Below are 20,557 nucleotides of genomic sequence, written 5' to 3' on the forward strand. Positions count from 1 at the left end.
AGGGGCGCGAACTCTAGCCCATCAGAGCATGTGGGGGAACGCATTTGGATAATGCATTCCGTGTCAGTCTCTAGATGGGGTGAAGAACCGCTTCATGGAAGTCACTCGTTTGTCGAGAGTGCGTTTTGCCACAGGAGTTTCCGTCACATCAAAGGCGTGAAAGGCTCCGGAGACGATTTCCAGTTCCACGGATACGCCGCTTCGGATCAGTCGTTGGGCGTAAAGCAGGTCTTCTTCAAGAAACAGATCCAATGAGCCGATCGTCATAATGACAGGGGGCAGCCCTGAGAGATCGCTGGCGCGGGAGGGCGCGGCATAGGGAGAAATATCGTCAGTGCCGGGCAGAGCGGGAGTGAGCAGAATCTCCCAAGCGTAAGTGTTACTGGCGCGTGTCCAGACGAATTCGCCTGCAACAGGGGAGGGGTTTGCCTCGTCGTTGATCGTCCGGTCATCCAGCATGGGGTAGATTAGGTTCTGGAAGAGGATGGCTGGCCCGTTGCGGTCTCTGGCCAGGAGGCAGATGGCGGCCGCAAGGTTTCCGCCTGCGCTTTCTCCAGTAACGGCGATCTGATCGCGGCGGATATTCAGGGTGTCAGCATTGTCATGGATCCAGCAGAGGGTCGCGTAGGCATCCTCGATGCCGCCTGGGAAAGGTGTTTCCGGTGTGAGGCGGTAATCCGGGGAAATGACAAGGCAGCTCAGATCCTGGGCGAAGCGGCAGAGTTCGCCGGTGTTCTGTTCGGGACGTCCAGCGCAGTGACCTCCCCCATGGAAGTGCAGCAGAACTGGACGCGGGGTGGAACTCTTTTCTTGAGGTTGGATGGTTAGGAGGCGGATGGTCCGGTCGTCGTCTTGGGGAGCGGGGATGTGTCGTTGTTCAATGGTGACCTGAAAATCTTCGGCTTTCTGAAAAGCCTGTGCAGCACGGTTTTCAAGGGCGTTTCGTAGATCCGGAAGTGTTTCTGCCGACAGGTCAGTAGCGGGGAACTGGTTGAGAGTAGGAAGGAGTTCCGGAAGGACAAGCGGCGCTGTGTTCATGAGGACAGTCCTGGAAAGATGAGAAACCTAATCTGTGGTGGCTTCAACGTCTGCCTGAAGAGGAGGTTTAAGGGACCATGTTTTCAGGTGAAGCAAAGTTTGCCATAAAATTGCCGCAACTTTTAAGCGCCGCGTAGCGTCATAGACACAGTGCCTTCTGGCAGTTTCTCGAAATTGCGAAGGACGTGTCGAGGAGTTCAGCTCATGCGTGCTCTGCTTGTCTGTCTTTTTTTAGCTGTTACAGCTTTGATAACGCCTGATGCCTCCGCTCAGGGGCCGGAAAGCGGTATGTTGTCCGTACGGATGAGACTTGCTGAAGATGCAGGGATGTCTGGTGTGGACAGGCGATTGATTGTCTGTCGGATCAATCCGCGCCTGTTGCATACGGTCTGGGTTCCGAACGTGAAGGAACCGCGCCAGCCGCAGCTTTGCACGGGTGGAGCTAACCGGCTTGGGGCAGGATATGTCCGCTATCTGTCAACCAGTCGCGTTTCCAAATCGCAGAAACCACTTCGTGGGTAAGTTTCTTTCGTCGGAGTTGGCGCTGGCATATGTGGAATAGGTCTTGCCGGGCCGTTGGGGCAGGGCTAGCCTCGATCACTATGTCCGACATTTCTCTCGATTATGATGCTTTGGCGCATACGCCGATTGCGGAGAAGCCTTTCCCGCATGTGGTTGTGCCGCATTTCATCAGCAATGATGATCTTCAGTCCATTGTGGCTAATCTGCCGGAGATGCAGTCCGGCGGGTCGTTCCCACCAGAGGCATTGAATCTGACGCCTCGTGTGAGAGGCATGATCGAGGAATTGCAGGGGCCTTTGCTTAAGGACCTGATAGCGGAGAAGTTTGGCCTGGACCTGGCGGATGCACCGACCATGCTGACGGTTCGTGGTCGGACGCGTGAAAAAGACGGACGTATTCACCGGGATTCTGAAGCCAAGCTGGTGACTGTGCTGTTGTACCTCAATCCGCGTGGAGAAGACTGGTCTTCCCGGGATGGGTGCCTGCGTCTGCTGAATGGCCCGGATGATGTCGAGGACTATGACGTCGAGGTCACGCCTGCTGAGGGAACGCTGCTGGTGTTTCCCAATGGTCCTACAACGTGGCACGGACATCGGCAGTTTGTCGGGACGCGGTATGCGATCCAGCTCAATTATATGGCAACGGGCCGGAAGGCTCGGTACGAACTGGGGCGGCATCGTCTTTCGGCGCTGGTCAAGCGCCTGCCTTTCGTAGGCTGATTTTTTACAAGGGAACGGAAAACATCATGGGTTATCGGGTTGCGGTTGCGGGCGCCACGGGAGCGGTGGGGCGCGAGCTGCTGCGGATTCTGGCAGAGCGTAATTTCCCTGTGGACGAGGTTGTGGCATTGGCGTCGCCGCGCTCTGTCGGCCGGGAAATTTCCTTTGGCGACAAGGCAGTGCTGAAGGTTCAAAACCTTGAGACGTTTGATTTCAAGGGGTGGGATCTGGCGCTGTTTTCGCCGGGCGGAGAAGTATCGGCGATTTATGCGCCGAAGGCTGCTGCTGCGGGTTGTGTCGTGATCGACAACACGTCCCATTTCCGTATGGAGCCTGGTATTCCTCTGGTGGTGCCAGAGGTGAATGCGTCTGCGCTGAAAAAGGCGCGTCGTGGCATCATCGCCAACCCGAACTGCTCCACGGCGCAGATGCTTGTAGCGCTGAAGCCGCTTCATGATCTGTTCAAGATCAAGCGGATTGTCGTCTCGACCTACCAGGCCGTTTCCGGTGCGGGCAAAGACGGAATGGACGAACTGTTTGGGCAGACCAAGGGCACCTTCGTGAACGACCCGCCGACGGTGGCTCAGTTTACCAAGCAGATCGCCTTTAACGTCATTCCGCACATTGATCGTTTCATGGAAGATGGAGCGACCAAGGAAGAGTGGAAAATGGCGGTTGAAACCCGCAAGATTCTGGATCCGGACATTCAGGTTCTGGCGACCTGTGTCCGTGTTCCGGTTTTCATCGGCCACTCCGAAGCGATCAGCATTGAGTGCGAGAAGCCGATTGACCTGAAGAAAGCTCGTGAGGCTCTGCGCAAGGCTCCCGGCGTCATTCTGCGCGATGTACGTGAAGACGGCGGCTATGTGACGCCGATTGAATGTGTCGGGGAGGATGCAACGTATGTGTCTCGCCTGCGCATTGATCCGACAGTCGAGAATGGTCTGGCACTCTGGTGTGTCTCGGACAATCTTCGCAAGGGTGCAGCACTAAATGCCGTGCAGATTGCGGAAAGTCTGGTTGAACAGGGTCTTTTGAAGAACGGAGCCTTGTTTCCTGTAAAGGAATAAGGGAGTTTTCTGAAGTTCTGGCGCGTCTGAAGGGAAACTTTCAGACGCGTTTTTTATGTCGAGATGAAAAGGGTCATTCGTGACTGTTCCCCGCACAGAAACGGTTCTTGAAGCCAATCAGACTATTGAACTTCTGCCTTTGAATTCGCTTCTGGGGCGGCTGTTGGACTCTCAGAAAGAGGCTTTAGAGCGGGTCGGAGAGGCACTCCCGTCCATTGAAGCCGCAGTTGAGGCGAGTGTGCCCCGTCTTCAGGGTGGCGGTCGGTTGATTTATGCTGGGGCTGGAACGTCTGGTCGTATCGGGGTTCAGGATGGGGTGGAACTGACACCAACGTTTGGACTGCCGCCTGAGAGGCTGGTTTTGTTGCTTGCTGGTGGGGCTGGTGCAGGGACGCAGGCTGTCGAAGGTGCAGAAGACAGGGAAGATCAGGCGCGCGTTGATCTTGGAGCATATGGGCCAACGGCGCACGACGTGGTCATTGGTGTCGCGGCGAGTGGCAATACGCCTTACACCTGTGCTGTTGTTGAAGCCGGGCGTGAGGTCGGGGCTTTGACAATTGGGGTGAGTGGAAACGCGCATTCGCGTCTTCTACGCAGTGCTGAAATCGGGATCAGTATTCCGACGGGCGCTGAAGTGCTGGCTGGCTCCACGCGGATGGCAGCAGGGACGGCCCAGAAGGTTGCGCTTAACCTGTTTTCTACCGCTTTGATGACACGCCTTGGGCATGTCTATCGCGGGCGTATGGTCGACATGCGAATTAGCAATGACAAGTTGCAGTTGCGTGCCGAGCGTATGGTGTTCGAACTTGCTGGGGGAACGGACGAGGAAGTTCGTGACGCGTTGCGGTTGGTTGGCGGTAATGTAAAGCGGGCAGTTCTTGTGAGAAAGGGTGTGTCTGTCGAGAAGATTGAGACACTTCTTCAGGCGCATAACGGCAATCTGCATACGGTTCTGGCCTCTCTCTGAAGGTAAAAACCTGATGTCTTTCGAGAATATGCAGTGGGCCATTGGTCTCATGAGCGGCACGTCTCTTGATGGGGTGGATGCGGCTCTGGTGCAGACGGATGGGGAGCGGATTGCTCAGTATGGGCCAGCCGTGACGGTTCCCTACGACTCTGCTTTGCGGGCTCGGCTGCGCCATTTGCTGGATCATGCTGCACATCTGGCAGAAGATGATCCGGATATTCTGGCTGCCGAACGGGACGTAACGCTACGGCATGTGGATGCTGTTCGGGAGCTTATGACGCTGGCTCCAGATATTCGCCCTGATATCATTGGTTTTCATGGGCAAACTGTCCTGCATCAGCCCGAAAAAGGGCGAAGCTGGCAGATTGGTGATGGAGCGCTTCTTCAGGCGGAGTGTGGCGTCCCGGTTGTTTATGATTTCCGTGCACGGGATCTGGAATGTGGTGGTGAGGGTGCGCCATTGGTGCCAGTCCTGCATGCCGCGCTTTTGGAAAGTGAGACGCAGTCTGTTGCTGTTCTGAATATTGGTGGCGTGGCAAATGTCACCTTGCTCGGGCCGAATACAGAGGGGCAGCGTCAGGTCTGGGCGTGCGATACCGGGCCGGGAAATGCTCTTCTGGACGACTGGGCAGAACGACATACTGGCGTTGCGTGTGACGTCGATGGCGCGTTAGCGAAAAAAGGGATGGTAGACAGAGCTACTTTAGAAAGCTTGCTGGCAATGCCGTATTTTCAGCGTGAAATGCCAAAGTCGTTGGACCGTTTGAGCTTTCACGCTTCTGCCATGCAGGCCGTTGAAACGCTTTCTGCTGAAGACGGCGCGGCGACACTGCTGGAGTTTACGGTTGAAGCGATCGCTCGAACACCCATGCCAGTCAAACCCGCTAAGTGGTTTGTCGCTGGAGGGGGACGCCACAATCCAGTTTTGATGGAGCGTTTGCGCTCACGTTTGGGATGTCTCGGGTCCGTCGATGATCTTGGATGGGACGGAGACGCACTTGAGGCTCAGTGCTTTGCGCTTCTGGCCGTTCGTTATGTACGTGACTTTCCTTCGTCGTGGCCACAGACGACTGGGACGGAAAAGCCTTGTGTGGCAGGCCGATCAGCACGCTGAGCGGTCTGCCTGTTCGATCAGATTTCAGACTGATGCAAGTTCTGACCAGCCGGTTTCCGGACGGTCCAGATGCTTCAGAAGTTCATGATCCGGGGTGTTCGTCAGATCTTTTGTCAGGCTTTTGAAAAGCTTCTTGGAGGTTGGTTTGTCCAGGTTCTCACGGATGTCGTGAAGAGACTGAGCCGACGCAACAAGGAAGATCCCTTCGACATTGCTATCCTGTGCAGCCTTGTTGATGTGAGCCGCCAGATCTTTCGCGAAGTGCGTCTTGAGCTGCTCCTTGGGGCTTGTATGAGCAGCCTTGAGCGAACCTACATCCTTGGCTGCGTCTGAGCCCTTATGGATATCGAAGTTTTCAATGGTTCTGAGCTGTGAGCCTTCCAGACGAAGGAAACGAGCCTTTTCACCATCAGCGACGACGTAGATGACGGGGTCTTGGGTTGCCATTGTATCAGATCCTTTCCCGATCAATCAGATTGGTCAGGATCTAAACGTGGGCGGAGCGCTGGGGTTGCCCTTCCAGAAGGGCTCACCTCGATTCTTCAAGGCTTAGGATCATGATAAAAAAGGATATTTTTCAGTGGAGGTTATTTTTTTGACGTTTGGATGAATTTTTCTCTTGAATACCGACGGCGATATGATCACTCTCAGTATTGAGCCCACGGAAAACTTTCCCAGAGGGTTCAAGGAGGCAAATATGGCTCTGATGAATACTTTCATGCCGTATATCGGATCGATCGGTGCTGTAATGGCGGTGATCTTTTACAATGCTTCCCGTCGGGTTGAGCAGCCGAGTCTTTCCTATGCACGTGTAAAGCGCCGACGATAGCGTCCCGAAAGGGACGCGTATCCCTCGGTTAAGGTGTTTTTTCTCTTTCGCCATTTGTAGCCCTGTTTCACACTGAAGGGTACTATGGCCTTTCTTTTCAAAAAACCACGTCATGCCTCTCCTCCTCAGGGACGGACAGGCATCCTGCTTCTCAATCTCGGTACACCTGATGACACCAGCTATTTGGCGGTGCGTCGGTACCTGAGTGAGTTTCTCTCCGATCGGCGCGTTATCGAAAGTTCGCCGCTGATTTGGCAGCCCATCCTGCAGGGCATCATCCTCACCAAACGACCTTTCGCCAGCGGTGCAAACTATGCACGAATCTGGGATCGGGACGAGAATGCCTCTCCATTGCGGGTCTATACCCAGCGTCAGGCTGAAAAGCTTCGCCTTCGTCTGAAAGCAGACGGTGTCCCTGTTGAGTGGGGCATGCGCTATGGCCGCCCCTCTGTTGCACAGGCTGTTGAAAGCCTGATGGACCAAGGATGTGACCGTATCGTCAGTATTCCGCTATATCCGCAATACTCTTCAGCAACGACCGCCACGGCTAACGATCAGCTTTTCCGGGCATTGATGAGGCTGAGAAAGCAACCAGCTGTTCTGACGGTCCCGTCTTTTCCAGACCATCCGGCCTTTGTGCGGGCGTTGGAAACATCTGTGTTGAAGACGCTGGAAAGCCTTTCCTTCAAGCCACAACGAATTGTGGCGTCGTTTCATGGATTGCCAAAAGTCTGCATTGAAAAGGGCGACTCGTATCAGGACGAATGTGTTCGTACGATCGTTGCCTTGCGTCAGCCGTTAGGGCTTTCTGAAGAGCAGATGCCGCTGACGTTCCAGTCGCGCTTCGGGCCGCTTGAATGGATTCAGCCTTATACGGCCCCTTATGTAAGTGCTCTCCCGAAGCAGGGCATCACGAAAATTGCAGTTATCATGCCGGGCTTTATGGCGGACTGTATTGAAACGCTGGATGAAATTGGGAATGAGCTTCGAGAAGAGTTCATGGAAGCGGGCGGCGAAGAGTTTGCGCTTGTGCCCTGTCTGAATGATTCAGACGAGTCGATTGACCTTCTGGAGGCATTGTCTCGTACAGCCCTAAGAGGGTTTGGAGTGGCTTGAGACTGTTTCGATACTTATGAAAAAGGCCCGGCTGGTAACAGCCGGGCCTTTTTTGTTTTTAGTGCTGCGGCCCCTGAGGAGCTGGCGCATTCGTGCCTGGCTCGGGGTGTTCTGCGTCGTACCACTGAGCCTTCTGGTTCACGGACGTCGCATCGTGGTGGCTCTGCCACCAGCCACCGGTATTCGGGGCAGCTGGATGCTCTTTATCCCACAGAGCAGCCTTTTCGCGCAGATCCTTGCGATACAGATGGCGGCGATACATGCCAGCGGCGCACCCACCAACGGCGCCAATAACACCATGGTGGTTGGCCAGATGTCCGCCTACGGCACCGGCAGCACCATACTTGATGCAGCCGCCCGGTTCGGCGAGGGCCGGGGTAGCGGTGAGAAGGGCGGCCAGAGCCAGAGCAGAACGCATTGAGCGTGTCATGGAAGTTTCGTCTCTCTTATCGGTCTCTTGGGAGAAAGAGACTTTCTGAATGTCGAAACTAGGTATGTGGGGGGAAGGTTTCAACTCTCTGGCGAGCAGAGATGGTTTTTTAGGGTTGTGTTGCGGCCAGGTTTTTCATATAACTGTGGCATTGAGCCATAAATCGCTAAGCAGATGGCTCAATCATCAATATTAAAAAATGATTTTTAGAAGAGGCTGACTCCATTAGGGGCAGCCTCTTTTTTTATGAGCCTATTAGGATTTCAGGCTGTGGATATTTCGGGTTTTGATCTTTCGGGTCTGCTTGCTGACATTCCGGCCCGCTATGAACTTTGGGTGGCTCTGCTGATTATTGGCTGCAAGCTGGTAACGGTTTTCTTGCCTCCTCCACAAAATACATCACGGTTCGGCGGAATTTACCGCGTCATTACCCTTCTGGGGCTGAACTTTGGTTGGGCTGCCAATCGTCTCGAGCGGCAGGTCGGCAAGGTTACTTCAGCTTCTGGAAGTGGAGAAAGTGTGAAGAAGGGCGTTTCTCCTAAAGCGTAAAATACTCTGGCTCCTGAATTACTAGGAATTTTTTCCTGAGAGCCAGGAATTTTTAAATACTTATTCAGTATGGATCAGTAAAATTATGAATGCTATTTCCTCCCAGTCTCTGGTGCAGGCCAATTTTTCGCGTCCTGTTCCTGCCAAATATCCTGTTTCTCGCTGGACGATTGCGGATGCGCTGAAGGTTCGTACAGACGATCCGACGACGACCATGCCGCTGATCGATTACCAGTTTCCACTTATGTCCAATGACGTGATGATCTGGGACAGTGGAGCGCTGCGTGACATGCACATGCGTACCGTCACGTTCAAAGGCTGGTTCGTCCTGTGGTCGCTTGCCGTGGACAAGATCGACAAGACCAACGCCAAGATTTACGACGAATGGCACTCCCGCAATGACCGCGCTTATATCGGGTACTGGTATAGCCGCGATGGTGTGGAGTGGACCTGGGGCGGCCGACTGTTCCAGACCTCTGCCGATCTGCGCCCGTGGGAATGGTCCGGTTCTCTGGTGATGCGTGAGGGCACCGAGAATAAGGTGGACATGTTCTACACGTCCGTCGGCGCGCCTGATGGCAATTCTGTTCCGGCGGTCAGTTCCGGCACTATCCATGCGGACGACAAGGGTGTCTGGTTCGAGGGCTTCGCCACGAGCACGGAAATGTTCAAGGCGGATGGTGTTCATTACGCCAATGCGTCTGAAGATCCATACTTTGATTTCCGTGATCCGCAGCCGTTCATCAATCCGGGCGATGGCCAGCTTTATACGCTGTTTGAGGGTAACGTCCCGGGTGCGCGCGGCCAGTTTGTTATCGGCACGGATGAAATGGGTGCTGTTCCGCCAGGATATGCGGTGGATGCTGGCGCACAATATGGTGCAGCAGCGATCGGTCTGGCCCGGTGTGTCTCCGGCTGGCGCAAGGGGGATTATTCCCGGTGGGAACTGATGCCTGCTCTGGTAACGGCTCTTGGCGTGAACGATCAGACCGAACGTCCCCATTTCGTTTTCAAGGACGGTCTGACCTATCTGTTCACGATCAGCCATCATTCCACGTACACGGGCAAGAGCACGGGGCCTGATGGCGTTTATGGCTTTGTGTCCGAGAAGGGTATTTTTGGCCCATACAAGCCCCTGAATAGCTCAGGGCTTGTACTCGGTAATCCATCTTCGCAGCCGTATTCGACGTATTCGCACTTTGTGGATGCAGAGGGCTATGTTCAGTCCTTTATCGATACCATTCCGGCTGCCGGTCAGAATGCGGAAAATCCGGATACTTACCGGATTGGTGGTACGCTGGCACCGACGGTTCGTCTGGTTCTGGACGGTGATCGGACATTTCTGACAGAAGTCCATGATTACGCGCAGGTTTTTGCCCAAGCTTCGTGGCCGGCCTCTCTGGCGTATGACGTCAGAGCCTGATTGTCAGAGGCTCAGGTTAAAAAGACCTGAGATTTTTTGATAAGGCGTTGATGAAAGCCACTCCTCTACGGGAGTGGCTTTCATTTTTTTCGGAGCGTTTTGGCATGTGCCTTGGCTTTGCTTCGATCAGAACGAAGAACTCCCTGCAAATACGGCATGCCGCTCTGGTTTCTTCATTCTCTGTTCGTGGAGTGTTGATGAATGATTGAGCGTAGACTGGGCAAGTTGCCTCCGCGTCATGATGTACGAACCTATCGGCTTTCGCCCGTTCTGACGGCGCGGGTTCCCGAAGTTCCAGAGCACCAGGACTGGTCCCAGGGGGTGCCCTATCAGATGTGGGGCAATGATCAGTTCGGATGCTGTGCTTTTGCAGCTCATGCGGCTTTGACAGCAACCTGGACAAAAGTGGCCCAGGGGCTGGTGTTGCTTTCTAGCGAACAGGTTCTCCAGAACTATGGCGCTGTCACGGGATTTAATCCGGTAACGGGTCAAAATGATAATGGCACGATTTTGCTGGAGCAGCTGAAATACTGGAAGAGCAACGGATTTATTCGTCCGGGACAGACACGAGATTATCTGACGGCTTACGGTATTATTGATTCCCATTCAGTGAGCGGCATCAAACGCGGTATTTCCTATCTGGGCGGCGTTTTGGCAGGGGTGCAGGTTCCGCGCGGGTTCATGAGTCTTCCATTAGGTACCGATTGGGATTGGGATGCTGTGCAGGACCACGTTTTTGTCGGAGGGCATGCTATCGCCCTGACGGGGTACGCACCTGATGGTGTATTTTTCAATACGTGGGGCAGCCGGACCTTCATGCCGTGGAATACGTTCCTGAAGATTTGTGATGAGGCCTATGGGCTCGTTAGCAGACAGAACTGGCTCACGGTGCGAGGTCTTTCGCCAAAATCCGAAGACGTACAGGCCCTTGTTGCGGAAATGAGCGCAGCATGAAGCCGATATATTTTTTGCCTGTATGGTTGCTGCTTTCAGGCTGTGTCTTTGGTTCTAATGAACAGACTTCGGTGAGTGCAGCACTGGCCGGTGTTCAGAAGGATCTGGCCAAAGCCGGTGTCGTCAGTGTTTCCGAGGTTCAGGATTGGTCCGCAGAGCAGGCTCATCGCTTTGATGGGAACGTGCGTGCTTTACAATGTTCGCAACACACGTTGGACCCGGTTGTTGCGCTTGTTTCCGGGCCAGTGACAATGCAGCTAAACGGTAGTCTGACGCAGTCTGGCTCATTCTCTGTGTCTGCGCTGACAACTGTGCCTGTCATTGGCATTGCCGCAGATGCCAGCCGTTCAAAGACGCAACAGTTGAGTTTGCCTGTTCAGTTCGTGCCATTGTCTGCTCTTCCTGACGCGGAGATGCAGCGTGAAGTCGAATATGCCGGCGCTCTGCTCGGGCAACCCGGCGATGTTCGCGATAAAGAGGCTGGCAGAATTCTTAATGCGCGGCAGGCCTTGTACACGCATATTCACGGCCTTCAGACTCCGGAAATTCTAGCGGAATGTCAGCCGAACCAACCTTTGCATCCCTTTGTCGGGCTGAAACCGCTTTGAAATCAGGGGAGGTGGCCTGACATCGCCGTGGTTAGGAGCTCGAGCAGACGTTCCGGGAAAATGATTTCGGTCGTCTGTTCCAGCTCACGTCTAGACCACCAGTGATGGCCCTTGAGAACGTTCTTTTCGTTGGGCGTCCAGCCGGAAGAGGAGAGCGTGGTCTCTGGTGCACGAAGGGCAAAAAAGCGCTCGTCAGCTAAAACAGTTTCACCATTGGCGAGCGTTAAGGCGAATGTTCTCTGACCAATCTCAGAGCTGAGAAAGGGCGCGTTTAATCCTGTTTCTTCGTGCAGTTCGCGTTTTGCCGCCTGAACAAAATTTTCTCCATCCTTCAGGCTTCCGCCGGGGGTGGACCAGTAACTTCGCCCAGCCAATGCGCCTGAGGAGTGAAAAAACCTGAAGAGAAGGACGCGATCCTGCTGATCCAGAACCAGTAATCGGGCAGCGGGGCGTTGACGCATAGCAAACCTCCCGAGAACTGTTCGGGCTATGATTTTTGTATATGAAATTACGACACGGTTAGAGCGTCAAGTAACTACGCTCTGATCAGATTTTTCTGATAATCCGCTTATCGGCTGGTCGGAGTGAGAGGATTCGAACCTCCGGCCCCTGCGTCCCGAACACAGTGCTCTACCAGGCTGAGCTACACTCCGGCCGACGGCGCTTCTCCTACCGGGAATTTGCTTTCGTGGCAAGAGGATGGAGTGAAAAATCAGATGGAAAGCAATATTCTCTTGATGCTTCTCCACGAGAATAGAACAGTGATTGCGTGACCCTGAAGATTCCAGACTGGAAGCAGCCCTACACCACCTTCTGTTACGGGAACACGAGAGTCAGCTGAATTATCCCGGTTGTCCCCCATGACGAACAATCTTTCTGCCGGGACCGCAAATTCGGGGATGTTATCAAGTGGCCCATGGGCGGCCAATTTGATGATGTCATGGCGTACTCCGTCAGGAATCGTTTCTTCATAACGTTCACCGGAATGCGCTTGAGCACGATCTTCCTGATCAGAGCCCTCGTCTTTCCAAGGCAATATTTTCCCATTCAATACAATTCGGCCGTTTGTTAGTGCAATTCTGTCTCCGGGCAGGCCGATGACGCGTTTGACCCATGTTTCATGAAGATTTGCAGGGGCTCTAAAGACAACAATGTCGCCCCGGTGCGGCAAGTGACCAAAGATGCGTCTTTGCGTAACTTGGGCGAATGAGGAGCCAAAGGGTAGGGATGCTGTGCTCAGGCCATAAGAGGGTGCAGAAACAATAATTTCGTCACCGATCCTCAGGGTCGGTTCCATCGACGCTGATGGAACAATGTAAGCTGCACCGAGCGCGGTATGGATAAATAGCACACCCATAATTGGGGGCAGCGCAGCTAGAATTTTTTGGAAGATCTGACGGTATTTCATTGCGGTCTCTCCATGGCCGGAGAGTGCCATACGGCAGACGTTCCGCAACTTAAGCCTTGGGTAGGCTATGTCAGGAAAATTGCAGGTGACCTGTCATAATGGTCACCTGCAAAGACGTGTTAGAGAGCTTTTTCGAGTGCCGGAAGCACTTCAAACAGGTCGCCCACGATACCATAATCGGCAACGCGGAAGATCGGGGCTTCCGGGTCTGTGTTGATGGCCACGATCACGCGGCTGTCCTTCATGCCAGCCAGATGCTGGATTGCGCCAGACAGCCCGACAGCGATGTAGAGTTCTGGTGCCACGATCTTGCCGGTCTGCCCGACCTGCATTTCGTTCGGAGCAAAACCAGAGTCCACCGCCGAACGGGACGCACCAATTGCGGCATTCAGCTTGTCGGCAATTGGCTCAAGCAGCTTGAAGTTGGCTGCATCCTTCATGCCTTTACCGCCTGAAATAACCACCCGGGCGGATTCCAGTTCCGGACGATCGGACGCTGACAACTCAACCTTCACGAAAACTGACTTTTCGCTGGTTGGGGCTTCCAGTGTTTCGACTGCTGCAGAACCGCCATCCTTTGGAGCAGGATCAAAGCTGGAACTGCGAATGGTCAGAACCTTGATGCTATCGGCAGAACGAACCGTTGCCAGTGCATTGCCCGCGTAGATGGGACGCACGAACGTCTCGGCGTCCTTGATCTCCACAACATCCGGCACAGGTTGTACGTCAAGCAGGCCCGCCAGGCGCGGCAGAATATTCTTTCCGCTTGCTGAGGCAGACGCCACGATGTGGCTGTAGTCCTTTGCAATGGACGCCAGCAGGTCGGCGGCAGGCTCCGCCAGATCCGTGGCCAGAGCTGGCACGGACAGAACCCGCTTTACCCCAGGAAGGGCTGCGGCTGCGCTGGCACCTTCACCAAAAACGATGGCGTCTACATCGCCAAAGCGTGCGGCGGCTGTCAGGGCTGAACGTGACGCCTGACGAACTTCACCATTCTCGACTTCGAGCAGAACAAGAGCGGTCATCAGATCACCTTCGCTTCTGTCTTGAGCTTTTCGACCAGTTCGGCCGCGCTCTCAAGCTTGATACCTTCCTTACGTTCTGCCGGCTCTGCGACAGATATGACGGTCAGGCGGGAGGCCAAATCAACACCGAGATCGGCAGCCTCAAGCGTTTCAAGTGGCTTCTTGCGAGCTTTCATGATGTTCGGGAGGGACGCATAGCGCGGCTCGTTTAGGCGCAGATCGGCCGTCACCACGGCGGGAAGCATCAGGGAGACAACTTCCGTACCACCGTCGATCTCACGAGCGACTTCAATACGACCGTCCGCCACAGTGACTGCACTAGCGAACGTGCCTTGAGGCCAGCCGAGCTTTGCAGCCAGAATCTGGCCGGTTGCGTTCATGTCATCATCAATGGCCTGCTTGCCCATGCAGACAAGACCCGGCTGTTCACGTTCGACAATGGCTTTCAGCGCATTGGCGACGGCGCGAGGCTCAAGGGTGTCATCTGTTTTGACCAGAATGGCCCGGTCTGCACCCATGGCCATTGAGGTACGCAGAATGTCCTGCGCTGCTTGAACACCAATGGTCACCACAACCACTTCGGTTGCCACGCCTTTTTCGCGTAGGCGGATGGCTTCTTCCACCGCAATTTCATCGAACGGATTCAGGGACATTTTCAGTCCCTGCGTTTCGACACCACTACCATCGGCCGCTACACGTACCTTGACGTTGTAATCGACCACCCTTTTGACTGGGACCAGAATTTTCATCGTGATCTTTCGCTGCTGACGCCGCTGGAAAAACGGCCGCCACCGTAGCGGAAATGGATCAGGAAGTCACATTCCGGTCAGGAAGCGGCCCGTCTGTTTAGAGGATTTACATCCCGACAGGGTAGTTTGGGCCGCCACTGCCTTCTGGCGTGCACCATTCAATATTCTGCGTGGGGTCCTTGATATCGCAGGTTTTGCAATGGACGCAGTTCTGCGCATTGATGCGCAGCGACCAGTCATTGTCTCCACTCTTTTCCTGCTCATACACACCTGCGGGGCAGTAACGGCTTTCCGGTGCGTCAAACACGTCATGATTGACGGTGCGCCAGATGGCTTCGTTACGCAGCTTCAGATGGACAGGCTGGTTTTCTTCGTGATTTGTCGCACTTAGGAAAACCGAGCTAACACGATCAAAGGTCAGGACATTGTCTGGCTTCGGATAGTCGATCTGCTCGCACAGCGCCGCTGGACGTAAAGTCTCATTGTCTGCGTGCGGATGATGTAGCGTCCAAGGTGCGCGGCCGCGCAGAATCATGCTGTCGATGCCAGCATAGAGCGCGCCAGCCTTCATGCCCCACTTGGCGAAAGCCGGACGGATATTGCGGACATCGCGCAATTCGGACCAGAGCCAGGAATTGCGGACGCGCTCTGTCAGGCTTGAAGCTTCAGTACGCTCGGTCTGGAGCGCTTCGGCTACAGCCTCGGCGGCCAGCATGCCGGACTTCATTGCTGTGTGCGTTCCCTTGATTTTAGGAACATTCAGGAAGCCTGCCGAATCGCCAGCCAGAACACCGCCGGGGAATGTCAGGCGGGGAATGGACTGAAGCCCACCTTCCGAGAGCGCACGGGCGCCGTAGATCAGGCGCTTTCCACCTTCAAAATGTTCCCGGAATGCCGGGTGCAGCTTCGTACGCTGCATTTCCTCAAAGGGGGAGAGGTAGGTGTTGCTGTAGTCGAGGCCGGTCACGAAACCGTAGCTGACCAGATTTTCCCCGAAATGATAGAGCCATGCGCCACCGTAGGTGTGGTCGTCCAGTGGCCAGCCAAAGCTGTGTTGGACGAGGCCGGGGCGATGCTTCTCCTTCGGGATTTCCCAGACTTCCTTGATGCCAAGGCCGTAAGTCTGGGTATCGACATCCTTGCGCAGGCCAAAACGCTTCATGGCGTGGGCGCTCAGGGAGCCGCGTGCGCCTTCGGTCAGGATTGTCTGTTTGGCACGGAGAATCATGCCGGGCGTGAAGTTGGGACCATGCGTGCCATCGCGCTCGATGCCCATATCGCCCGTAATGACGCCAGCAACGCGATTGTTCTCAATGAACAGCTCAGCGCCTGCAAAGCCAGGGTAGATCTCAACGCCAAGGGCTTCGGCCTGTTCACCCAGCCAGCGGCAGACTTCCCCCAGAGACACCACATAATTTCCGTGGTTCGCCATATGAGGCATGACACGATCCAGATAGGGAATCTGAATGGCGCGCTTTTCCGTCAGGAAAAGCATACGCTCTTCCGTGACTTCCGTATTCAGGGGCGCACCAAGTGAGCGCCAGTCTGGCAGGAGTTCCTCAAGCGAACGCGGTTCGATGACAGCACCAGACACGATGTGCGCACCGATTTCGCTACCCTTTTCGATCAGGCAGACCGAGGCGTCCGGAGCAATCTGTCGCAGGCGGATTGCCGCGGACAGACCGGCGGGGCCACCACCGACCACCACGACATCGAATTCCATTTCTTCGCGTTCGATCTGGGTCATGATGTCAGGAACTCACTGTAGTCAGATAAAGGGACGGCGCCTCAAGGGCGCCGGGTAAATGTCCAGTAGAAAGGCTGTCGACCTTCCCGGAAGGCTTTGGCCTCATATCGGGTTGGGGACCATCCTTCGGGACGTTCCGTTTCCGGAGGCGGTGCATCAAACAGATCCTGTTTGCCCATCACTTCCGTCACCCATTCCTGATAGACCGGATGATCGCTGGCGACGCGCCAGATTGCTCCGGGTTTCAGAACGCGGTGAACCTCCTTGAGGTTTTCCGGGTGGATGAAACGGCGCTTCGCATGGCGTGACTTGGGCCATGGATCCGGAAACATCAGATAGGCCCGATCCAGAGAATTGTCCGGCATATCCTTCAGGAGTTGCCGAGCGTCTTCTGGCCAGATCCGGAAATGAGGCGGAGGCTCGGCTGTCTCGTCCTGTCCTTCGGGAACAAGGCGCGACATAAGCGAGCATAAGCCGTTCTCGAAAACTTCAGAAGCAATGTACCCGACATCCGGGTTCATTTCAGACTGGGCAGCGGCATGCTCGCCGCCACCAAATCCGATTTCGAGAAAAACGTGCGATACAGGCGTGGAAAATCCGGCTGTCGGATTTTCAGCAGACGCAAATGTAAAGCGCGGCAGCACGTCTTCGAGAAGGCGCTGCTGTCTGGCCCGGAGCGGATGGCCGCGTTGGCGGCCGTAAAGCCGCTCCGGCTGGGGTTTGAGAGACTGTGTCAGGGTCTTACCTGTTCAGTGCGTTACGGAGGGTGTCGACCAGATCTGTCTTTTCCCACGTGAAGTTGTCCAGAGCCTCATTCGGCACACGACCGAAGTGACCATAGGCAGACGTCGGAACATAGATCGGGCGGTTCAGGCGCAGGTGCTTGCGGATGCCGCGCGGGGACAGATCCACAACTTCATTGAGGAGCAGGCCAAGGCGTGCTTCGTCGATGTCCTTGCCTGTGCCATCGAGGTCCACATAGACTGAAAGCGGCTTGGAGACGCCAATCGCATAGCTGAGCTGGATCGTGCAGCGATCTGCAAGGCCAGCAGCCACAACGTTCTTGGCAAGGTAACGCGCAGCATAAGCAGCCGAACGGTCAACCTTCGTGGGGTCCTTGCCGGAGAATGCGCCACCACCATGAGGGGCTGCACCGCCGTAGGTGTCCACGATGATCTTACGGCCGGTCAGGCCAGCATCGCCATCCGGGCCACCGATGACGAAGTTGCCGGTCGGGTTCACATAGAACTCGTCTTCCGGGCAGCTCCAGCCATTCGGCAGAACGTCATTGACCACGCCGCGAAGCGTTTCGCGGATCGTGTTCTGGCTCATGCCTTCAGCGTGCTGCGTGGAAATCACGACAGACGTGACGCCAACCGGCTTGCCATCGACATAACGCAGCGTGACCTGGCTCTTCGCATCCGGAAGAAGGCCAGCGCCACGGGCGTCGCCGTTCTTGCGGTAGTCGCGGATACGCTCAAGGATTGTCTGGGCGTAGAATAGCGGAGCCGGCATCAGGTTTTCGGTTTCGCGCGTGGCGAAGCCAAACATGATGCCCTGATCGCCAGCGCCTTCGTCCTTGTCGCTGCCACTGTCCACGCCCTGGGCGATGTCAGCAGACTGTGCGTGAAGGTAAGACGTGATGTCAGCCGTCTTCCAGGAGAAGCCAGCCTGGTCGTAGCCGATGTCCTTGATGGCCTCACGGACGCGGTCGATCAGCGTGTCTTCGACGGCCTCGGGGCCACGGACTTCACCGGCCAGAATGACACGGTTCGTGGTGACCAGCGTTTCACAGGCAACGCGGGCTTCCGGATCGGCTTCAAGATAAGCGTCCAGAACTGTGTCGGAGATACGGTCTGCCACCTTATCGGGATGGCCCTCGGAAACAGATTCAGAGGTGAACAGGAAATCGCCGTGATTGCGCACTCAGGGACCTCGCAGGGAATGAGTGGTGAAAAGGGCTGCAGGCGTCATGACGAACGGATGCAGCATTCAGGAGAGGCACGGCTTGGCGGAATTGAACGCAGGGGTCAAGGGGCTTAGGAAAACTTGGACATTTTTTCTGTGAAATCCAAAGAGAAGTCCTTGGAAAATCAGGAAAACCAACAGGGGTATTCACGTTTTCTCATGGTGCGAAATCAGGGGGAGACGACCGCCTTCGATCTCGATATTGTGGGCCGCAGGTGAAAGCACCGTATTTTCATGAGGCACCAATGGCATACGTCGTAAGTTTCTTTAGCGGTAAAGTTTGTCTCGTTACGGGCGCTGGGGGCAATATTGGCCTTGCGACTGCACTCCGGTTGGCAGAAATGGGCACGGAAATTGCTCTGCTCGACATGAATCCGGACGCTCTGGCCAAGGCAGAAGCCGCTGTGCGGGAGAAGGGCGTGAAAGCTGCGTCCTATGTCTGTGACGTCACATCCGAGCAGTCAGTAATTGATGTCGTCGGCCGCGTTGTCGAAGAGTTTGGAAAAATCGATTTCCTCTTCAACAACGCCGGGTATCAGGGTGCCTTTGCCCCGGTTCAGGATTATCCGTCCGAAGATTTCCCGCGTGTTCTGAGCATCAATGTCACAGGCGCCTTCCATGTGCTGAAGGCTGTCTCACGGCACATGATCGAGAACGGTTACGGTAGCATCGTGAATACTGCCAGCATGGCAGGTGTAAAAGGACCGCCGAACATGGCGGCTTACGGGGCATCCAAAGGTGCCATCATCGCCCTGACGGAAACTGCAGCCCAAGATCTGGCGCCCTACAACATCCGCGTTAACGCCATCAGCCCTGGTTATATGGGCCCTGGTTTCATGTGGGATCGACAGGTGGAGCTGCAGGCCAAGGCCAACACGCAGTACTTCTCCACCAATCCTGAAGAAGTTTCCAAGCAGATGATCGGTAGTGTGCCGATGCGCCGTTATGGCGATATCAGCGAAATCCCAGGCGTGGTGGCGTTCCTTCTGGGCGACGACTCCAGCTTTATGACGGGTGTGAACCTCGAAATCTCGGGCGGCTGACCACCTGGTTCTTCGTCGGAAAGATCAGTCTTTCCGACGAAGAACATCTGCCATGCCGTAAAGGCCAGGAGGCTGATGGGCCAGCCAGCGTGCAGCCATCAGTGCACCGCGGGCGAAAACCCGTCGATCCAGCGCACGATGAGACAAAGTGATCTGCTCGTCGGCTGCCATGAAGAGAAGATCGTGCTCACCCACAATCTGCCCTCCCCGCAGTGAGGCAAACCCAATAGCTTTATCCGGTCGCGGGCCGTTCTGATCCAGGCGAGCAACATCCTCGAACGCTACGTTTCGTCCTTCTGCAACTGCGCGTCCAATGGCCAGAGCGGTGCCGGACGGTGCATCAACTTTCTGCCGGTGATGAATCTCTACAATCTCCGCATCATAACCTGGCAGCCCTGCGCCAAGCTGCTTCGCGAGCTCCAGAAAGAGCGTTAGGGCCGGGGAGAAGTTGGCAGCCTGTAAAACCGGAATATGTTTCGCAGCCTCGCCCACGGCAGCTTGTGCCGTAGCGTCCAGACCGGTTGTTCCCAGAACCCAAGAGCATTTCGTAGCCGTGAAGGCCTCTGCGTGGGCTGCTACGGTTGAAGCGTGGCTGACGTCGATAATGACGTCGCAGCGTGTTGCTAATTCTGCCGGGTTAGTGGTGATGCTGCGTGCTGCATCTGCGTGACGGGACAGCCCGCCAGCCAGGGAGTCTCCCGCTTCTTCGGCGCAGAGAGCGCCCAGACGTCCAGTGATGCCAGCAATACCGATGCGGGGAGAAGTCGTCATAATCCGTGCCTGACCGTCAGAAACTATTGGGCGCAACCTAAGGGATTATTGGCGTGCGTCAAAACGGAGGCGGGCATTTTCAATCTGATCCCGGTGTGTGACAGCCCAGCGCCCAAAGGCTTCTGTGATGCTTTGCAGGGAGTGGCCAAGATCCGTCAATTCGTAATCCACGCGGGGCGGAGTAGTGGGGGTGACGGTTCGGGCGACCAGTCCATCGCGTTCCAGATTTCGCAGGGTCAGCGTAAGCATGCGTTGCGAAATGCCTTCGATGGATCGTCGGAGTTCACTAAAGCGCATGGAGCCGTCTCCCAGCATCCGCACGATCAAGATGCTCCACTTGTCTCCAATACGCGCCAGAATGGCACGGACAACAGCGCATGTGTCGCTTTCATGAGCTTCCGGAGGGGGAAGGGTACTAACATCCATGTGCCTATGATCCCTGAATGTGCCGTCTTGCGGAGGTGCAGAAAAGGTTTCTTATCATGTGCTAGTTACGATCAGGAACCG

At 55.3% G+C, this 20,557-nt stretch carries 23 protein-coding genes and 1 tRNA gene; 11 read left to right on the forward strand and 13 right to left on the reverse strand.

The features are described 5' to 3' along the window. Nucleotides 1-63: 63 nt before the first annotated feature. Nucleotides 64-1,038 carry an alpha/beta hydrolase gene (locus KP702_RS05125; RefSeq protein ID WP_202207002.1) on the reverse strand — a complete coding sequence of 325 codons (975 nt, stop codon included), beginning with the start codon at nucleotides 1,036-1,038 and terminating at the stop codon, nucleotides 64-66. Nucleotides 1,039-1,242: 204 nt separating this feature from the next. On the opposite strand from KP702_RS05125, the gene KP702_RS05130 reads away from it, so the two are divergent. The 5 genes from KP702_RS05130 (at nucleotide 1,243) to KP702_RS05150 (ending at nucleotide 5,430) form a co-directional block, all read left to right on the forward strand. Further along, on the forward strand, nucleotides 1,243-1,560 hold the full coding sequence (locus KP702_RS05130; RefSeq protein ID WP_202207003.1) for a hypothetical protein: 318 nt from the start codon (nucleotides 1,243-1,245) through the stop codon (nucleotides 1,558-1,560). An 80-nt stretch (nucleotides 1,561-1,640) separates the two neighbouring features. Next, entirely contained in the window at nucleotides 1,641-2,279 is a 639-nt protein-coding gene (locus KP702_RS05135; RefSeq protein ID WP_202207004.1) for a 2OG-Fe(II) oxygenase, read from the forward strand. 26 nt (nucleotides 2,280-2,305) lie between these two features. Continuing rightward, complete coding sequence (locus KP702_RS05140) at nucleotides 2,306-3,349, forward strand: aspartate-semialdehyde dehydrogenase (RefSeq protein ID WP_064275290.1); 1,044 nt, start codon at nucleotides 2,306-2,308, stop codon at nucleotides 3,347-3,349. A 79-nt stretch (nucleotides 3,350-3,428) separates the two neighbouring features. Then, nucleotides 3,429-4,316 (forward strand): N-acetylmuramic acid 6-phosphate etherase, encoded by an 888-nt coding sequence (locus KP702_RS05145; RefSeq protein ID WP_202207005.1) that lies wholly within the window; start codon nucleotides 3,429-3,431, stop codon nucleotides 4,314-4,316. Nucleotides 4,317-4,329: 13 nt separating this feature from the next. Next, nucleotides 4,330-5,430 carry an anhydro-N-acetylmuramic acid kinase gene (locus tag KP702_RS05150; RefSeq protein ID WP_237389884.1) on the forward strand — a complete coding sequence of 367 codons (1,101 nt, stop codon included), beginning with the start codon at nucleotides 4,330-4,332 and terminating at the stop codon, nucleotides 5,428-5,430. Nucleotides 5,431-5,454: 24 nt separating this feature from the next. Here the strand turns inward: KP702_RS05150 and KP702_RS05155 are convergent, their stop codons facing one another. Continuing rightward, complete coding sequence (locus KP702_RS05155) at nucleotides 5,455-5,877, reverse strand: host attachment protein (RefSeq protein WP_202207006.1); 423 nt, start codon at nucleotides 5,875-5,877, stop codon at nucleotides 5,455-5,457. A gap of 466 nt (nucleotides 5,878-6,343) precedes the next feature. Here KP702_RS05155 and hemH point away from each other — a divergent pair, with 466 nt between their 5' ends. Then, nucleotides 6,344-7,375 carry a ferrochelatase gene (gene hemH / locus KP702_RS05160; protein ID WP_202207007.1) on the forward strand — a complete coding sequence of 344 codons (1,032 nt, stop codon included), beginning with the start codon at nucleotides 6,344-6,346 and terminating at the stop codon, nucleotides 7,373-7,375. 58 nt (nucleotides 7,376-7,433) lie between these two features. Here hemH and KP702_RS05165 read toward each other — a convergent pair whose 3' ends face one another. Next, nucleotides 7,434-7,805, reverse strand: a complete 372-nt coding sequence (locus KP702_RS05165) for a hypothetical protein (protein WP_202207008.1) — start codon at nucleotides 7,803-7,805, stop codon at nucleotides 7,434-7,436. A 246-nt stretch (nucleotides 7,806-8,051) separates the two neighbouring features. On the opposite strand from KP702_RS05165, the gene KP702_RS05170 reads away from it, so the two are divergent. The 4 genes from KP702_RS05170 to KP702_RS05185 all read left to right on the forward strand — a co-directional run bounded on the left by KP702_RS05170 (nucleotide 8,052) and on the right by KP702_RS05185 (nucleotide 11,339). Beyond that, entirely contained in the window at nucleotides 8,052-8,354 is a 303-nt protein-coding gene (locus KP702_RS05170; protein WP_237389885.1) for a hypothetical protein, read from the forward strand. A gap of 85 nt (nucleotides 8,355-8,439) precedes the next feature. Further along, complete coding sequence (locus KP702_RS05175) at nucleotides 8,440-9,777, forward strand: glycoside hydrolase family 68 protein (protein WP_237389886.1); 1,338 nt, start codon at nucleotides 8,440-8,442, stop codon at nucleotides 9,775-9,777. Nucleotides 9,778-9,978: 201 nt separating this feature from the next. Further along, the gene (locus KP702_RS05180; RefSeq protein ID WP_202207009.1) at nucleotides 9,979-10,731 is read left to right on the forward strand and encodes a hypothetical protein; all 753 of its coding nucleotides are present in this window, start codon (nucleotides 9,979-9,981) and stop codon (nucleotides 10,729-10,731) included. A gap of 71 nt (nucleotides 10,732-10,802) precedes the next feature. Continuing rightward, nucleotides 10,803-11,339, forward strand: a complete 537-nt coding sequence (locus KP702_RS05185; RefSeq protein WP_237389887.1) for a hypothetical protein — start codon at nucleotides 10,803-10,805, stop codon at nucleotides 11,337-11,339. A 2-nt stretch (nucleotides 11,340-11,341) separates the two neighbouring features. On the opposite strand, the gene KP702_RS05190 is transcribed toward KP702_RS05185, so the two are convergent. From KP702_RS05190 to metK, 8 genes are all read right to left on the reverse strand, one after another. Beyond that, nucleotides 11,342-11,800 carry an NUDIX hydrolase gene (locus tag KP702_RS05190; protein WP_202207011.1) on the reverse strand — a complete coding sequence of 153 codons (459 nt, stop codon included), beginning with the start codon at nucleotides 11,798-11,800 and terminating at the stop codon, nucleotides 11,342-11,344. A gap of 115 nt (nucleotides 11,801-11,915) precedes the next feature. Continuing rightward, nucleotides 11,916-11,992 (reverse strand) — tRNA-Pro (locus KP702_RS05195). A 59-nt stretch (nucleotides 11,993-12,051) separates the two neighbouring features. Then, nucleotides 12,052-12,747, reverse strand: coding sequence for a signal peptidase I (gene lepB, locus KP702_RS05200; RefSeq protein ID WP_202207012.1), 696 nt, complete (start codon nucleotides 12,745-12,747; stop codon nucleotides 12,052-12,054). Nucleotides 12,748-12,866: 119 nt separating this feature from the next. Next, a complete protein-coding gene (locus KP702_RS05205; protein ID WP_202207013.1) occupies nucleotides 12,867-13,772 on the reverse strand; it encodes an electron transfer flavoprotein subunit alpha/FixB family protein in 906 nt (301 codons plus the stop codon). Further along, nucleotides 13,772-14,521 carry an electron transfer flavoprotein subunit beta/FixA family protein gene (locus KP702_RS05210; RefSeq protein ID WP_202207014.1) on the reverse strand — a complete coding sequence of 250 codons (750 nt, stop codon included), beginning with the start codon at nucleotides 14,519-14,521 and terminating at the stop codon, nucleotides 13,772-13,774. Before KP702_RS05210 ends, KP702_RS05205 begins: the two co-directional genes overlap by 1 nt. A 106-nt stretch (nucleotides 14,522-14,627) precedes the next feature. Next, a complete protein-coding gene (locus KP702_RS05215; protein ID WP_215768611.1) occupies nucleotides 14,628-16,268 on the reverse strand; it encodes an electron transfer flavoprotein-ubiquinone oxidoreductase in 1,641 nt (546 codons plus the stop codon). A 41-nt stretch (nucleotides 16,269-16,309) separates the two neighbouring features. Further along, nucleotides 16,310-17,005, reverse strand: coding sequence for a tRNA (guanosine(46)-N(7))-methyltransferase TrmB (locus KP702_RS05220; RefSeq protein WP_215768689.1), 696 nt, complete (start codon nucleotides 17,003-17,005; stop codon nucleotides 16,310-16,312). 4 nt (nucleotides 17,006-17,009) lie between these two features. Continuing rightward, complete coding sequence (gene metK / locus KP702_RS05225) at nucleotides 17,010-18,194, reverse strand: methionine adenosyltransferase (RefSeq protein WP_064275660.1); 1,185 nt, start codon at nucleotides 18,192-18,194, stop codon at nucleotides 17,010-17,012. A gap of 287 nt (nucleotides 18,195-18,481) precedes the next feature. Here metK and KP702_RS05230 point away from each other — a divergent pair, with 287 nt between their 5' ends. After that, nucleotides 18,482-19,279, forward strand: a complete 798-nt coding sequence (locus KP702_RS05230) for an SDR family NAD(P)-dependent oxidoreductase (RefSeq protein WP_202207016.1) — start codon at nucleotides 18,482-18,484, stop codon at nucleotides 19,277-19,279. Between the two features lie 24 nt (nucleotides 19,280-19,303). On the opposite strand, the gene dapB is transcribed toward KP702_RS05230, so the two are convergent. Both dapB and KP702_RS05240 read right to left on the reverse strand, forming a co-directional pair. Then, entirely contained in the window at nucleotides 19,304-20,050 is a 747-nt protein-coding gene (gene dapB / locus KP702_RS05235; RefSeq protein WP_202207017.1) for a 4-hydroxy-tetrahydrodipicolinate reductase, read from the reverse strand. A 45-nt stretch (nucleotides 20,051-20,095) separates the two neighbouring features. After that, nucleotides 20,096-20,476, reverse strand: coding sequence for a helix-turn-helix domain-containing protein (locus KP702_RS05240; RefSeq protein WP_202207018.1), 381 nt, complete (start codon nucleotides 20,474-20,476; stop codon nucleotides 20,096-20,098). Nucleotides 20,477-20,557 lie beyond the last annotated feature (81 nt).

Source organism: Gluconobacter sp. P5B12 (assembly GCF_018812035.1).
Classification (GTDB): domain Bacteria; phylum Pseudomonadota; class Alphaproteobacteria; order Acetobacterales; family Acetobacteraceae; genus Gluconobacter.

Bases quoted from the DNA above. Each gene is read 5' to 3' on its own strand.
- KP702_RS05135 (WP_202207004.1), top strand. From the start codon at position 1,641: ATGTCCGACATTTCTCTCGATTATGATGCTTTGGCGCATACGCCGATT.
- KP702_RS05205 (WP_202207013.1), bottom strand. From the start codon at position 13,772: ATGACCGCTCTTGTTCTGCTCGAAGTCGAGAATGGTGAAGTTCGTCAG.
- KP702_RS05165 (WP_202207008.1), bottom strand. From the start codon at position 7,805: ATGACACGCTCAATGCGTTCTGCTCTGGCTCTGGCCGCCCTTCTCACC.
- KP702_RS05140 (WP_064275290.1), top strand. From the start codon at position 2,306: ATGGGTTATCGGGTTGCGGTTGCGGGCGCCACGGGAGCGGTGGGGCGC.
- KP702_RS05150 (WP_237389884.1), top strand. From the start codon at position 4,330: ATGTCTTTCGAGAATATGCAGTGGGCCATTGGTCTCATGAGCGGCACG.
- lepB (WP_202207012.1), bottom strand. From the start codon at position 12,747: ATGAAATACCGTCAGATCTTCCAAAAAATTCTAGCTGCGCTGCCCCCA.
- KP702_RS05155 (WP_202207006.1), bottom strand. From the start codon at position 5,877: ATGGCAACCCAAGACCCCGTCATCTACGTCGTCGCTGATGGTGAAAAG.
- KP702_RS05210 (WP_202207014.1), bottom strand. From the start codon at position 14,521: ATGAAAATTCTGGTCCCAGTCAAAAGGGTGGTCGATTACAACGTCAAG.
- KP702_RS05240 (WP_202207018.1), bottom strand. From the start codon at position 20,476: ATGGATGTTAGTACCCTTCCCCCTCCGGAAGCTCATGAAAGCGACACA.
- KP702_RS05215 (WP_215768611.1), bottom strand. From the start codon at position 16,268: ATGACCCAGATCGAACGCGAAGAAATGGAATTCGATGTCGTGGTGGTC.
- KP702_RS05170 (WP_237389885.1), top strand. From the start codon at position 8,052: ATGAGCCTATTAGGATTTCAGGCTGTGGATATTTCGGGTTTTGATCTT.
- KP702_RS05175 (WP_237389886.1), top strand. From the start codon at position 8,440: ATGAATGCTATTTCCTCCCAGTCTCTGGTGCAGGCCAATTTTTCGCGT.
- KP702_RS05190 (WP_202207011.1), bottom strand. From the start codon at position 11,800: ATGCGTCAACGCCCCGCTGCCCGATTACTGGTTCTGGATCAGCAGGAT.
- hemH (WP_202207007.1), top strand. From the start codon at position 6,344: ATGGCCTTTCTTTTCAAAAAACCACGTCATGCCTCTCCTCCTCAGGGA.
- dapB (WP_202207017.1), bottom strand. From the start codon at position 20,050: ATGACGACTTCTCCCCGCATCGGTATTGCTGGCATCACTGGACGTCTG.
- KP702_RS05125 (WP_202207002.1), bottom strand. From the start codon at position 1,038: ATGAACACAGCGCCGCTTGTCCTTCCGGAACTCCTTCCTACTCTCAAC.
- KP702_RS05180 (WP_202207009.1), top strand. From the start codon at position 9,979: ATGATTGAGCGTAGACTGGGCAAGTTGCCTCCGCGTCATGATGTACGA.
- KP702_RS05230 (WP_202207016.1), top strand. From the start codon at position 18,482: ATGGCATACGTCGTAAGTTTCTTTAGCGGTAAAGTTTGTCTCGTTACG.
- KP702_RS05130 (WP_202207003.1), top strand. From the start codon at position 1,243: ATGCGTGCTCTGCTTGTCTGTCTTTTTTTAGCTGTTACAGCTTTGATA.